11 protein-coding genes are annotated in these 15,125 nt (G+C 42.4%); 2 read left to right on the top strand and 9 right to left on the bottom strand.

What is annotated here, in order from left to right:
- Positions 1–16 precede the first annotated feature (16 nt).
- Positions 17–658, bottom strand: coding sequence for an HD domain-containing protein (locus L1271_RS23645; RefSeq protein WP_235368927.1), 642 nt, complete (start codon positions 656–658; stop codon positions 17–19).
- Between the two features lie 127 nt (positions 659–785).
- On the opposite strand from L1271_RS23645, the gene L1271_RS23650 reads away from it, so the two are divergent.
- Entirely contained in the window at positions 786–1,976 is a 1,191-nt protein-coding gene (locus L1271_RS23650) for a class I SAM-dependent methyltransferase (protein ID WP_235368928.1), read from the top strand.
- A 63-nt stretch (positions 1,977–2,039) separates the two neighbouring features.
- On the opposite strand, the gene L1271_RS23655 is transcribed toward L1271_RS23650, so the two are convergent.
- The 5 genes from L1271_RS23655 to L1271_RS23675 form a co-directional block, all read right to left on the bottom strand.
- Positions 2,040–2,330, bottom strand: coding sequence for a PilZ domain-containing protein (locus L1271_RS23655; protein WP_010606519.1), 291 nt, complete (start codon positions 2,328–2,330; stop codon positions 2,040–2,042).
- A 9-nt stretch (positions 2,331–2,339) separates the two neighbouring features.
- Positions 2,340–2,723 carry a response regulator gene (locus L1271_RS23660; protein ID WP_235368932.1) on the bottom strand — a complete coding sequence of 128 codons (384 nt, stop codon included), beginning with the start codon at positions 2,721–2,723 and terminating at the stop codon, positions 2,340–2,342.
- An 81-nt stretch (positions 2,724–2,804) separates the two neighbouring features.
- Positions 2,805–6,698 (bottom strand): ATP-dependent RNA helicase HrpA, encoded by a 3,894-nt coding sequence (gene hrpA / locus L1271_RS23665; protein WP_235368929.1) that lies wholly within the window; start codon positions 6,696–6,698, stop codon positions 2,805–2,807.
- Positions 6,699–6,851: 153 nt separating this feature from the next.
- The gene (locus L1271_RS23670; protein ID WP_010375537.1) at positions 6,852–7,280 is read right to left on the bottom strand and encodes a CBS domain-containing protein; all 429 of its coding nucleotides are present in this window, start codon (positions 7,278–7,280) and stop codon (positions 6,852–6,854) included.
- 85 nt (positions 7,281–7,365) lie between these two features.
- Complete coding sequence (locus L1271_RS23675) at positions 7,366–8,394, bottom strand: isoaspartyl peptidase/L-asparaginase family protein (RefSeq protein ID WP_235368930.1); 1,029 nt, start codon at positions 8,392–8,394, stop codon at positions 7,366–7,368.
- A gap of 253 nt (positions 8,395–8,647) precedes the next feature.
- On the opposite strand from L1271_RS23675, the gene L1271_RS23680 reads away from it, so the two are divergent.
- Positions 8,648–9,130, top strand: a complete 483-nt coding sequence (locus L1271_RS23680) for a hypothetical protein (RefSeq protein WP_235368931.1) — start codon at positions 8,648–8,650, stop codon at positions 9,128–9,130.
- A gap of 127 nt (positions 9,131–9,257) precedes the next feature.
- Here the strand turns inward: L1271_RS23680 and L1271_RS23685 are convergent, their stop codons facing one another.
- The 3 genes from L1271_RS23685 to L1271_RS23695 form a co-directional block, all read right to left on the bottom strand.
- A complete protein-coding gene (locus L1271_RS23685; RefSeq protein ID WP_010375531.1) occupies positions 9,258–9,968 on the bottom strand; it encodes a SapC family protein in 711 nt (236 codons plus the stop codon).
- A gap of 137 nt (positions 9,969–10,105) precedes the next feature.
- The gene (locus L1271_RS23690; RefSeq protein WP_102056574.1) at positions 10,106–11,620 is read right to left on the bottom strand and encodes a tryptophan halogenase family protein; all 1,515 of its coding nucleotides are present in this window, start codon (positions 11,618–11,620) and stop codon (positions 10,106–10,108) included.
- A gap of 61 nt (positions 11,621–11,681) precedes the next feature.
- Positions 11,682–14,429, bottom strand: a complete 2,748-nt coding sequence (locus L1271_RS23695; protein ID WP_102056573.1) for a TonB-dependent receptor — start codon at positions 14,427–14,429, stop codon at positions 11,682–11,684.
- Positions 14,430–15,125: the final 696 nt, after the last annotated feature.

Raw genomic sequence — 15,125 nt, forward strand, 5'->3', positions numbered from 1 at the left:
ACTCATCTCGTCATTTTTAATTCGCGATTTCTGATTTCAGTTGTTCTAAAAAATCCAGCATATATTGGGTGCGGGCTTGTGCCTGCTCACGGGCTGCGGTGGTATGCATGTTATCTTTAATATGCAGCAGCTTAATGAAGAAATGATCTAAGGTATATTTGGTATCGTCAGCTTTTCTGTGCTCACAAAAAGGGTCTTCTACATTGTAAAGATTACGCGCTATCGCCCCACCTACTTTCATACAGCGGCTAACACCTATCGCCCCTAACGCATCCATTCTGTCTGCATCTTGGACAATTTTGGCTTCTAATGTCGTGGGTGTAACACCGGCGCTAAAGCTGTGTGCAACAATGGCGTGGTGAATCGCCCCAAGTTTATCCGTGTCGTACTTCAACTCTGTTAGGAAGGCAACCGCCTTATCTGCAGCTAATTTAGACGCCAGCGGCCTATCTGGATGATTTTTTGCTACGGCAACACAATCATGTAACCAAGCGGCTGGGATCACCACAGCAGGATCCGCCCCCTCAGCTTCGCAAAGTGACTTTGCGACTTTAACTACACGCTTGATATGAGACAAATCATGGGCGGTATCTGCACATGGAGTCGACAGCATAAACTCTTCACATGCTTTTTCTAATTCATGCATTTTTAACGTCATTAAGCTCAACTTTTATTAATATCCGACAAATAAGCCCACACAAATTTGGCGTGAAAGGCATTACTGATTGTATGTTGCCACACCCTTCACTAAAATGGCAGCTATCAGGAAAGATTAGAGAAAATATATGACTTGCGCGCTATATCTGCAACCAGGCAGAGAAAAATCCCTTAACAGAAAACACCCTTGGGTTTTCTCAAAAGCTATTAAAAAAGTAAAAGGTAAGCCAGCCCTTGGCGATACCGTCAAGATTTACAGCAATGAGGGTAGATACCTCGCGACAGCCGCTTACAGCCCAGACTCTCAGATCAGAGCCAGAATTTGGACATTTGATGAATCACAACATATCGACCAAGCGTTCTTTGAGCTAAAACTCGCACGAGCACTAGCGGCCAGAGAATATGTTATCGCTGAAGGTGGTTTAACTGGCTTTAGATTGTGTGCCGCAGAGTCAGATGGTCTGCCAGGAGTAACAATTGACAAGTTTGATAACTACTTGGTTTGTCAGTTGCTAAGCGCTGGTGCCGAGCGCCACAAGGGTGAAATAGTAATGGCATTGCAATCACTATTTCCTGATTGTCATGTTTACGAGCGCTCAGATGTTGATGTACGCAAAAAAGAAGGCCTTGATAAAATTACCGGACCGCTTGCTGGCGACGCGCCAACCGCACCTGTCCTTATTAGCGAAAATGGTTTAAAGATTGAAGTCGATATCATCGGCGGCCATAAAACTGGCTTTTATCTAGATCAACGCAACAGCCGAGCCGCGTTAGAACGCTTTGTAAAAGACAAGGAAGTGCTTAACTGCTTCTGCTACACTGGTACATTTGGCCTTTATGCACTGCGCGGTGGCTGTAGTAAAGTAATCAACGTTGACGTATCGCAGCCAGCACTCGACACAGCTAAACGCAATGTAGAACATAATGAACTAGACTTATCGAAAGCTGAGTTTGTTAAGCAAGACGTGTTCAAACTACTTAGACAATATCGTGATGAGGGCCGTCAATTCGATACTATCGTGATGGATCCACCAAAGTTTGCAGAAAGTAAGGCGCAGCTTAACGGTGCTTGTCGTGGCTATAAAGATATCAATATGATTGCCATGCAGATATTAAAGCCTGGTGGCACGTTACTCACCTTCTCCTGTTCTGGCCTTATGGAACAAAACCTGTTTCAGAAAGTCGTTGCAGACGCTGCGCTCGATGCCGGTAAGGAATTGTTGATCATGGAAAGGCTAAATCAAGCAGCCGACCACCCTATTGCGGGCAATTATCCAGAAGGCTTTTACCTGAAAGGCCTTATTTGTAAGGTCTATTGATTTAACAATTTTTTACGGTGGTATAGAAGAACACTTCAATACCACCTTTATAGCTTAGTTAATCTAATTAAACTTGGTGATTTCAAGCCCTACAACCCACTGCTCATCCTGCTCTTGACTACAGCGGATCACGGTTGCATGAGCACTAAGTGGCTGGATCATATCGCCACTGGAATCAATGAAAATGTCAACGGTTGAATTTGCTTCGATTGGTTCGCTCACTGTCACCGACAATCCTGTAGCGCTTAAATCGTGACAAACTCCTTGATGCACTTTACCCGACTCAAGCTCGGTTAATTTTGCTACTGCATCCACCGACATACGCATAAAACGGCGTTTATCTTCATTGATCATATAATGCTCCTACACCATTGATTTTATTTTTTCTAATAGCGATTGTATTGAGAATGGCTTAACCACATAAGCATCACAGCCTGCATCGAATCCCGCTTTTTGTTCTTTTTCGGACTCTAAACCAGATACCATTAATACCGGAATATCCTTCGTCTCTGGTGTATTTTTCAACATTCGACAGGTGTCGTAACCGTCAAGACCCGGCATACACACATCAAGCAAAATAGCATCTGGAGGATCAGCAATTGCATTAGACAAGCAACTCGTACCCGAGTTTGCATAGCTCAGCTCAAACGCCCCTGACAGTGCCATTTCAAGCATTTCATAGTTAAAATACTCGTCGTCAACCACTAGCAGATGCGGTGCATTTTTCCTTTTCTCTCGTGTGGACATATCCAATGCCGCTTCCTTCTCACAATCCAAAACTTTACTTCCTCATATAATAAAGTAACTGTCGTACTCTAAAATGCAAGTTTATATTTCGCACTCTTTTATCGAATTCAGAACGCGTTTAGCCGAAATTGGATAAGCCGTTCCTAATGTTTGAGCAAACAAAGACACGCGAAGTTCCTGTTGCATCCAAAAAATATCTATAAGCGACTCTGGTACAGGTAATCCAGAAGGGATTTTTGCCAACTTGTCTTGATAGGCCGCAGCAACTTTTTCCAATTCTAGTACACACAGCCTATCTCTGTTTGGATCTACCGCAAGTTTTTCAAGCCTTTTTTCAATCGCTTTCATGTAGCGCAAAATATCAGAGATTTTGTCAGCACCATGAGCGGTGACAAAGCCTTTAAAGATAAGACCGGATAACTGAGATTTTATGTCGCCATGCGCGGTGATCATCGTGAGATCCACTCTGCCTTTCATGCGTTTGTTAATACTGTGAGCAATGCTAAGCACCGCCTCAACTTGCTTCGCAATTTCAACTACGGTGTCACCTAGCTCAGCTCGAATGTGCTCTTTGGCTTTTTCAAACGCAATGTCATCTCTGATCTCGCCAAATGCACGCAGCAGCTTATCAACCCCAGCTTGCGTACAGTCATCAACTAAATCATGCACTTTACCAAAGGGGTTAAAGTACAATCCTAACTTAGCCTTATTTGGTAAGTGCTGTTGCAGGTATTTAACGGGCGAAGGAACATTGAGTAGCACAAGACGGCGCAATCCTGCTTGATGCGCCGCTTGGGCTTTTATTTCGTTATCAAACAGTTCTATAGCCGCACTTTGTTTTTTATCGACTAATGCTGGGAAAGCCTTAATCTCATAATTTCCCTGCTTTTTAGTATATTGTTCTGGTAGCTCGCCAAAATCCCACTGCTGAATATCCGTTTGCTCGATCCCTTGCTCTGCCACTTGCGAAAGCGTCTCGGTCACTTGCCCTTGCAACTTTGCTTTAAGTGCCAATAAATCAAAGCCATGGGCTATCACCTTACCTTTGTCATCAACTACTTGAAATTGCATTTTTAAGTGCGGCTCAAGTGAACTAACATCCCAATCTGACTCGGCGACTTTGACACCTGTCATTCTGAGTAAACGGTTGGCCACCGCTTCTATAAATGAGCCTTGCATTACCTCAACGGCGGCAAGCACAGCATCGGCATAATTTGGTGCTGGCACAAAATTACGTCTTAAGGTCTTCGGCAGTGACTTAATAAGCCCACAAACCAGCTCATGTCTGAGCGCAGGAATATGCCAATCAAAACCTTCATCTTGAACTTGGTTTAATAGTGCCAGAGGAATATTGACCACCACGCCGTCTAGTGCTTGGCCTGGATCAAAGTGATAACTGAGAGGCAAGATCAAATTCCCTTGCTGCCACGTATCTGGGTAATGAGTATCCGTGATATGTTCGGCGTCATGCTTCATTAACAGATCGCGCGTCATATGCAAAAAGCGTTTGTCTTTTTGCTTTTGTGAACGCCACCATTTACTAAACGCAGCACGATTATTTACGTCTTGTGGAATTCGATCGTTATAAAACGCAACCACATCTTCTTCGTCGACTAGGATATCGCGACGCCTCGCTTTATCTTCAAGCGCCTGCACATCTTCAACCAATTTTTGGTTTGCGCTTAAAAAGCCTTCGCTTTGGCCAAGTTGACCGTTTGCCAGCGCTTCGCGAATAAATATCTCTCGGCTAACCACAGGATCAATATCGCTATACGCCGTGCGCTTGCGGCCAACGATGATCAAGCCGTATAAGGTTTGCTGTTCAAATGCGACAACCGCTCCAGCCTTTTTCTCCCAATGCGGTTCGCTATAGCTGCTATTAACTAAATGCTTAGCGAGCGGCGCAATCCAATTTACATCGATTTTGGCATTAACCCGAGCATAAAGTTTACTGGTTTCCACAAGCTCAGCAGACATCAACCACTTAGGGCTTTTCTTAAATAGTGTTGAACCGGGGAAAATATGAAATTGGCTGTTACGTGCGCCTTTAAACACTTGTTTTTGCTTTTCGTCTTTCACACCAATATGGCTAAGCATACCGCTTAGCAATGATTGATGGACAGCTTCATCGCTTGCAGGACTGCTATTTATTTTAAAGCCGAGCTCCTCACACACCGTAGTCAGCTGGTAAACAATATCTTGCCATTCACGTACGCGCATGTAGGCCAAAAAGTCTTTTTGGCATTGCTTTCGAAACTGGTTACGCGTCAGTGCTTGCTGCTGCGCTTCGATGTAATTCCATAGATTTAGATATGCAACAAAATCAGAGTGTTCGCACTCAAAGCGATTGTGTTTTTCGTCAGCTGCTGCACGTTTATCTTGAGGACGCTCTCTTGGGTCTTGAATAGACAGTGCCGCGGTGATCACTATCGCTTCCCAAAGCGCGTTGTTTTGTGCCCCTGACATCACCATCTTGGCAAGCCTTGGGTCTATGGGTAAGCGACTTAGTTTACGACCTGATTCTGTGAGCTTGGCTTTTTCTCTGCGCTGTGCAGGAACTATCGCCTCCAGCTCTTCAAGTAACGACATACCATCTTTGATATTACGGCTATCAGGCGCTTGTACAAATGGGAATTGACTTATATCACCAAGTCCAAGTGCGAGCATTTGCAAAATAACCGAAGCTAAATTGGTTCTTAGAATTTCAGGATCGGTAAACTCTGGGCGCCCTAAAAAGTCGTCTTCAGAATATAAACGAATACAAATACCGGATGCCACACGGCCACATCGACCTTTACGCTGGTTTGCACTGGCTTGTGATACCGCTTCAATCGGTAAGCGTTGTACTTTGGTTCGATAACTGTAGCGGCTTATTCTCGCAGTACCCGGGTCGATAACATAGCGAATACCTGGTACGGTCAATGACGTTTCTGCAACGTTTGTAGACAATACGATGCGCCGTTGGCTATGGGGCGCAAAAATGCGATTTTGTTCGGCATTAGACAGGCGCGCATACAAAGGTAAAATCTCAACGCCTTTTAAATTGCGTTTTGCCAGCGCGTCAGCGGTGTCACGAATTTCACGCTCACCGTTCATAAATACCAAAATATCCCCAGGTCCTTCGGCACAAAGCTCATCAACCGCATCAAAAATGCCCTGCAATTGGTCATTTTCTGCTTCGCCATTTTGTGAGTCAACATCTTCAACTGGACGATATCTCACTTCTACTGGATAAGTTCGTCCTGACACCTCAATAATAGGTGCGTCACTAAAATGTTTGGAAAAACGCTCAGGATCAATGGTTGCTGAGGTGATAATCACTTTAAGATCTGGACGCTTCGGCAACAACTGCTTTAAATAACCCAGAATAAAATCGATATTCAGGCTACGCTCGTGCGCTTCATCAATGATGATTGTGTCGTACTGGTTGAGGAATCTGTCTTGTTGAATCTCTGAGAGCAAAATACCGTCGGTCATCAGTTTTACGTATGTATTGTCAGAGACTTGATCTGAGAAGCGAATTTTAAATCCAACTTCTTGCCCCATCTCGCAGCCAATTTCCTCTGCGATACGAGTAGACACGCTTCTTGCCGCTAGTCTTCTTGGTTGTGTATGACCAATATAGCCATCCACGCCTCGACCTAACTCTAAACAAATTTTAGGCAGCTGCGTGGTCTTCCCCGAGCCTGTTTCACCGGCAACAATGACCACTTGGTTATTCGCAATGGCTGCTTTGATGTCGTCTTTTTTCTGGCTGACGGGTAGTTGCTCAGGATACTCTACTGCTGGAATATTGGCACTTCTTGTTACCTTTAATTCTTGGCTTTTTGCAATCGCAGCCGCTACTTTTGCGACTACCTGCTTTTGCTTTTCTTGATCGGTAATTTTTTTCGCACCATGAAGGCGCTTTTTGAGGATGAAGTGATCCTTTTTAAGACATGAATTTAGCTCTTTGAACAGCGAGTCAACCTGCACTACACGACACCTTGTGATTACATAAAACGCCGTGTAGTTTATCAAATCAGATTAGACGAACCCAACTAAATTTGGTTAGGAATTGAGATTTTTGCTGTTATTCTCAAGGCAACACCTCATGGGTTAACTTAACAGCTCGTAAATTTCATCGCTTTATACGTAGCGGTGACCAGAGACATAAGCATCATGTAAATGCTTATCCAACGCTAATAACACGTTTGCACGACTGATAACCCCAAGTAAGCGCCCTTCATCGTCAACTACCGGGTACACTTTGGGCTTATTGCAAATCATCAAATCTGCCATTTGCACTATGCTGTCTTCACGTTTTACACACAGAGGCTCTTTTGTCATCACATCGGACACCACGCTATGAGACTCATTTTGATAGGTCGCCTCTAACATTTTTTTGAGACAATCCTGCTCAGATAAAAACCCAATAACCCGCCTTGCTTCATCTATAACCGGCCCGCCCGACTGGCCGCTTTGTAGCAGCTTCTCTACCGCTGATTCTACGCGCATGTCCTGCTTGAATGTTACGGGGCGATGATTTAAGTAGTCTGCGACTTTTATTGATTGCATTGCTCATCTCCATTAAAAACGCCAGCCATCATGATAATAGTAGCTGGCGTTTGAAGAACTTGCTTAGTCTCAACGAAATATTGTTTTACTCGCTATAAATACCAACATAGGTCTGTGTTGTTGACGACTTGCTCGCACGATACATTCCAGCGGTATTAAATGGCATGCTAATATTTCCTTGAGGGTCAACTATGATCACCCCTCCCGTGCCACCAATTGGATATAGCGTATCAAAAATCACTTCTTGCCCCGCTTTTTCAATCGACTTGTTTTGATAAGCGACACGAGCACAAATATCAGCTGCGACATTATATCGAATAAAATACTCGCCATGTCCCGTTGCTGACACAGCACAAGAGCGGTTATCCGCAAATGTGCCCGCACCAATCACCGGTGAGTCACCTATCCGTCCGAAGCGTTTAGCCGTCATCCCACCAGTTGACGTTCCAGCTGCTAAATTCCCCTGCTTATCGAGTGCGACAGCCCCCACAGTTCCCATCTTATATTGGCTCTCTAATTGTTGGTGTGCCGCCTGATAGTCTTTGGTCGCCGCTTCTTTCATCTGCAATCGCTTTTTCGCCTTTAGGAGCGATTGATAGCGAGCATCGGTGTCAAAATAGCTGTTTTCCACTAACGTAAAACCGCGTTTCTTAGCAAAGTCTTCTGCACCTTCACCACTTAGCATGACGTGTACTGAATGCTGCATCACTTCTTTTGCCAGGTTGATCGGGTTTTTAATGTGCTTCACCCCCGCCACAGCGCCCGCTTGGCGATTACGACCATCCATGATTGACGCATCTAGCTCATGCCCTTCATCATAAGTGTACACGGCCCCCTTACCAGCATTAAAAAAAGGCGAGTCTTCAAGAATATTAATGGCAGCCGTCACTGCATCAAGACTTTCTCCACCTTGTTCTAGTACCTTATACCCCGCTTCAACGGCTTCTTTTAATTTAGCTTTGTATTGTTTTTCTTTTTCTGGTGTGAAGTTACTGCGCTCAATCGTACCAGCTCCTCCATGAATGGCGATCGCAAACGGTGGCGCTTTCTCGTCAGCGACAGCAGCTGTCGCCGACAAGGCTAATAAGGCTGCTAACAAAGAGATTTTTTTCATTTTTATACCTTGGTTCGTTGTTAAACTTCAGCATGAGGTGAATTTTAGAACGATGCAAGCTTTCGCGTTAAAATTGTCAAGCTAACCTATTTACAGTGTGGTTGAAAGAAACTCATGAGCAGCAAGACACAACAGCAAATTTGAATATTTTTCAATCAATTTATGGTTGTTATTTCGACCACAAAATGGAAACATATTTATTACTTTGAAATAACTCAAAGTAATAAAATAACGAAATTCGACAGGAATCGATATGAAAAACATTCTAAAAATTGCAGCTTTTACCACACTACTGCTTGGTACTGCTCAAGCCGCTTCTACTCAAGAGCAAATTAAAGTTATTGATTACAACACTTTTTATGACACCCAAGTAAACAATGTTGACTGCGGTGGCTACTGGGATGAGCGACGTGTGTGGGTATGTGACTACCGTACAGAGCTCGTTGATGTGAGTTATAAGACTTGCCACTACAAATTAATAGCAGGTGAACCTTACGGTCCCTATACTTTATGGCAAACTAAAACCGTACTCGCGACACAAAGCTGCCCCGGAGGTTGGACTATTCCTCATCCGATCCCAAACTATCAGGTGCCTGGAGGTGCCTATGTTCATCAACATGATACTTTTTCAACTCAACAAGAAGAACGCCGAGTAGCATATAACTGCCGTTGGGAAACACGCTCGGTCTGGATCCCTCGTGGCGGTTCATACTGCCCTATTCCAAACGCTAAGTAATACCAATTTGTCTTAATACTTGCTCAATTTGAAGGAGCAAATTGGTATAGCACTTATAAAATAGCATCCACAAAAAAGCGCTTCTCTCTGGAAGCGCTTTTATCGAATCATTCTAATCTAAAAGCGATTAGCTCGCTTCGCGCTGTGCCTTCATACGTGCAAGACGCGCAACTTGATGTGTAGAAGTTAAGAATGCGAAGATCGGTGCTAAATAACCACGTTTACGTAGCTCTAGGAAATCTTCGTCACCTAATTCATTTAGCTTACGCTCATCCACAAGGTAAATACCGTTGATGTCTTTCTTCTCACCACGGATTTCTACCGTTAGCGTTTGTTGAACTAGAAGCTCTTTGTCAGCGAGATACTGAGTAAACGCTTCAGTTACGCGAGCAAACTCAACATAGCTTACCAACGCTTCTTTACGACGACCTAGATATTCAGTTTCTTTACCGTCTTCGAAAAGCGCATTGCCTTCTTCTTCACCAACTAGCGGGCTTGCTTCGTCAATCACAATACCAAACTGATCTTGCTCTGGGTGTTTAACCAAGCCAAACGGGTAACGTGCTGCGGCCATTGGCACAAAGCTGCCGGTCCACTTGTCACCGTCTACAAATAAGTTTTCACCTGGCTGAAGACCAAACATAGCAACCGCTTGAAATTGACCTGATTCAGTGTTTTTAACAAACGCCATTGGGAATTCTGTCGCTACGCGCGCGAACTCATGCGCCACTACAGGCATTAAGTGCTGAGTTTTAAGGAAATCAACGTTCACGCCATTTTTTACTTTGATGTTAGCGTGCTTTTCGTTGTGTAAAGGCTGCACTTGTTGTTCCGCCATAATACTGCTCCATTATTTTACGTATTTGTTACTTTATTTATTGCCCCTAAGGCTAGCGGTTTTCGGGGCAAATTGGAAGTTAAATATTTATTTAAGCATTACAGATCTTTCATACATTTGAATTGTCTGCTTTATCATTACGATGACATATATTGCTTCAATTGTTTAAGCCACTCTCCATGATCTAAAAGAGCTCCTTTAGCTCGCCTTAGTTGCTCATTGTTCTTATCTAATAATTTAAGCCCAATATCAAACTCTGCTTGAGACGTCGTTTGCGGGTGAGTGTTAAATTTCATTCCATACAGAACATATAAAAAGTTCTTTTCATTAAATAGCTCAAAGCGACTCCAAAAATCCATTTGTTGGGGCGAACGTAGCCTAAATTTTGCAAGCTTCCGCTCTAGAGAGTCTGAGAGCTTTACCTCGCTTCGATACTCTACCCAAAAGTCACTATCAACCCTGTCAGAAAGGATATAATGCAACTGGATGAAATCGATTGTACTTTCCCATGCGCAGTTCACTGCATCATTATAGTGGTCACTGAATACCGATATCTCAGCTCTAGAAAGTGGGAAATTCTTCGACAAGAATTCCGCAGAAAAGTCTGTTAGTAAAATAGATGTTGCTTCCAAAGGCTCGACAAACCCCTGCGCTAGTCCTAGCGCTACACAATTTTTACTCCAGCTTTGATTCCTATAGCCCACTCTCATTTCTATTTTTCTAGGATTCACGGAGTCAACATTCAGCATTCTTGCATACGTTTCTAAAGCCTCTTTATGTGACATATATTTAGACGCATAAACAAAACCAGTTCCAGTACGGGAAGTAAGGGGGATTTCCCACATCCAGCCAGCTTTATGTGCGGTTGCCGTTGTGTAAGGATTCAAGCTGCTTGGATCATCTCTTTCTATCTGCTGTACTAGCGCTGTATCTACCAACAACTGCTCACTTTTATCCTGAAAACTGTCATTAGAAACTGAGCTTATTAGCTTCGCTGAAAAACCAGTACAATCTACGTAAAAGTCAAAATGCAGTATGTCTCCATTTGTCATGCAAAGAGATTCAATATGTCCTGTTTGATCTAGTTTAGATTCATCAACTGTTCCATTTAAAACTCTGACATTAAATCTATCTAGGGCATTGCGTTTGAGTAATTTTGCGAATTTTGCTGCATCGAAATGATATGCGTATGGTAGCACACCTTGATAGTTGCCATCGGTTTTTAGTTTAGGTGCAAGCCCCGATTCACAAACCCTTGATTGTATCCCAACGTAATCAAACGGTATTTTTTTCCCTAAATTTAACCATATATTAGTTATATCCAGTCCTTCGGGATATGGCGCTTCAAATGGGTGATAATAAAAGTTATGTGCTCCATGAACTTTTTCATCAAGCCACGAAACAAATCTTATCCCCTGCTTGAAGGTAGCATCACAGCTCCCCAAAAGCTCCGCTTCAGAAATACCAAATTTTTTTAGGCTTTTAACTATGTAAGGAACTGTACCTTCTCCAACACCAATACTTGGTATATCTAAAGATTCAATTACTGTAATCTCGACATTGCTATTTGAAGAAAGCGCTAAGCCGAGATGATTAGCTGCTAGCCAACCAGCTGTGCCCCCACCAACAATTGCGATCTTGGTTATATTCATCTCGCCCTCTTGAAATAAAAAAGCCCAGTAAAAACTGGGCTATAGCTTACACAATTTATAATTAGAAGTTAAAATTAACACCTAATCTATAAGTTGCTTCGCCACGGAAAGACCATGTTGGGAAACCATCCTGAAGCGCAGGCTTAACATCAGCACCAACCTCTGCCGCACCATACTGAACATCATCTTCCTCGGTAACATTTACGACTTCAAATGTCAACGCTGCGTAGTCTGTAACTTGCCAACCGAAAGTTAAATCAAGTGTACCAAAGTCATCGTGCATACGGTTTCCGTAATAGTTACCGTATTCACGAATCATGTATTCAGATCTCCAGTTATACGCTGCTCTCGCCGAGAATTCATCATTTTCCCAATAGCCAACTAGATTTAGCATATGCTCTGATGACTCGGTAAAACGGGATAGATTATCAGTATAAACCTCTGCTGGTGCACCTGCATCTGTGTATGTGTAGTTAGCGTTTATACCAAACCCATTATCCCAAGCATGATTCCACTGGAATTCAACGCCATCAATCTCGCCGCCACCTGCATTTTTATAGCGATTTACGGTCCAATCATCAGCTGGTGTAGTAAGGTCATTATTAATTACACCAATTTGTTGATTAAAATCAGTCGTCGCAACAATAAAATTACTCACATCCTTTATAAAGTAAGTTACGGCAAATAGGCCATCTTCACCATAATAATACTCTAAACTAACATCAGCTTGAGATGATTTCATTGGTTTCAGGTCAGGATTACCGTAAGTAATCTCCTCATTACCAATACGGTCATCAGGATAACCAGTTACTTTTGAAAGTAGTAAGTTGTCGTAGTTTGGACGAGTAATAGCTTGACCAGCTGAAACGCGAAGAATTAAGTCTTCAGATAGGTCAAAGGTAATATTAGCACTTGGCAATACATCATTGTAATCACCATCAACACCTACTGGAGCTTCGCTCCAACCATTGTTATTTGCAAGAATATCAGCTGGGCTATTATCGATGATATGACCTTTTGAAGTCACATCTGTACTGACATATCTTAGCCCGAAGTTACCCCGGAAACCTTCGCCTTCAAAAGACGCCATAGCATACAATGACAGATTGTCTTCTTCTATTTTTCCGTAGCCCGAACGGTTATAAGCAAACTGATCGATTAGAGACAATGTAGCATTAATCATTGCATCTCGGTTTGCACGAGGAATAGTCCAACCATCATAGCCAATTGGCATTGTACCGCTATATAAATCCTGAACACTAAAATAGTTGGCAAAACCTCCTGCATTTTCACCATCTGCTGGGGCTGTTATTTTTGACTGGTCGTATACAGCCGTATATAGCTTTTTCTCAAATTCATGTTCAGTATATCTTACCCCAAACTCAAGTTTGTTGATCGCGCCAAAGTCAACGTAGTAATCAAAATCAACTTGACCATACACTTCCTCATCTTTATTTGGACCCTTTATACCTGTCCAAGTAGATGTTGTACCATATGCAGGTAGCTGTTCAACGGTAAAGCCAAGATCAGCACCATCAAGTTTTATTTGTTTACCAGTTGCATCTACGACCCCCCACCAGTTTACTTGGTCGAAGTTAGCATCGGACGTTTGCTTTAGTCCATTTCCATCAACATAAGCATTTCCCCACCAACCAAAACCAAAGTTAGCACTCATGTCTGTACCACCTTCCGCTTTCGAGTGACCAAGAACACCTGAGATTTCATAAGTATCAGACTGGTACTTCCAGTTAAATTCTAGAGTGTCTGAAGTCATTTCTCCTTGGCGAGCCCAATTTTGGAAAAATACGTTGCTTCCTCTATCTTTTGGCGTATCGCTATATGTACAGACGCCAGCAGCATTGTACGTTTTACATACTGATTCTTCCGGTGTCCAAGCGCCCCAGTTATTATCAGTACCAAAGTACATATTAGCACCAGTGCTGTCAGCGCCGAGCTCTAATGAAAGTGCGTGAATACCCAATTCAAGTTGTTCTGTTGGACGATATTGAAGCGTTACATCTATAGCTGTGCGCTCTTGATCTTGTAAAAAGCTTGAAGGTTGTACTGATGAGTTTCCACCCCAATCAAGATCGGCTTCGGTGCCTTGACGAAGATATTCACGATCGATGTATGCAGCGGCTACAAGTACACCAAAAGTTTCATCTTTGTTTTTCCAACTGTATAGCCCAGAAACTTCAGGAGATATCTCCTCGTTTAGGGTACCATACTCACCTTTTAGCGAAAGAAACGATGTATTAGATTCTAAGTCAAGAGGCTTGCGTGTTTTTACGATTACTGTACCACCGATACCACCTTCAACCAGGTTCGCCTGTGTCGCTTTATAAACTTCAATTCCGCCAATCAGCTGTGACGGTAACATAGAATAATTAAATGAACGGTCTAAATTCATTTGATCATACCAGCCGGTTGAAGCCACATTCTGGCCGTTTAACGTAGTCAACGTCATAGAAGGATCGGTACCCCTAATGGATACAGAGCTACCTTGACCAAAAGCTCGTCCAACGCTAATACCTGGAATACGCCCTAACGCTTGACCCACGTCTGAGTCAGGAAACTTACCGATATCTTCAGCGCTCACTGCGTCAACAACTGCAGTCGCGAATCTTTTTGTATTAATATTTTCTTTGTTTGATGCTCGCAAGCCACGAACCTCAATGACTTCTACATTTTCTTGTACTTGATTTTGGCTTTGACTTTCTTCTGCAGCTACAACGCCTGAAAAGCTCGCACCTAGTGCGATGCTGACGTTAACTGCAAGTAAGCTTTTTTTGAAATTATTAGCTAACACAGGATTCCCCTTGAATCATTTTGTTGGTTTTTTAAATCACTTCTGCCCAGTGATGATGACAACGCTGTCATCTAATAACAAACCATACACCCTAAATTACATATTCGCTACAATTTTTTTGGCCTGTTATTCAAAAAATATTCATATAGATATATATCTTATTGATAAATATAAATTTAAATATGACCAAGATATGGTTTGTTACAAAAACGATTGGAGAATAGCACAAAAAATTTTGCTGCTGTAGGGTTTTAAGATGGAATTGTCTTAATAAAGGGACATTTTAATTATCTGAATACACACAAGGGGATGTGTATTCAATTCCCTCATCAAGCTTGGGCAGAAGCTAAAGATGAGAATCAATATCAATGACAACGCTGTCATTATAGGTTTATCTGTAAGTACTGTCTAGTTCTTTTAAGAGAATTTTTTATGACAAAGGCTTATAAAATCTAAGATTAGCGAGTTAGCTATCACTATCTTTTGCACAAATTTGAATACCCTATTACGGGACTTATTGATTTTCTAATGATCGTATATTGAATCAGTAAAATTTATTGCTTTTATTCGTAAGAAGTAAGAAGTAAGAAGTAAGAAGTAAGAAGTAAGAAGTAAGAAGTAAGAAGTAAGAAGTAAGAAGTAAGAAGTAAGAAGTAAGAAGTAAGAAGTAAGAAGTAAGAAGTAAGAAGTAAGAAG

It is taken from the genome of Pseudoalteromonas sp. OF5H-5, from assembly GCF_021530695.1.
Classification (GTDB): Bacteria; Pseudomonadota; Gammaproteobacteria; order Enterobacterales; family Alteromonadaceae; genus Pseudoalteromonas.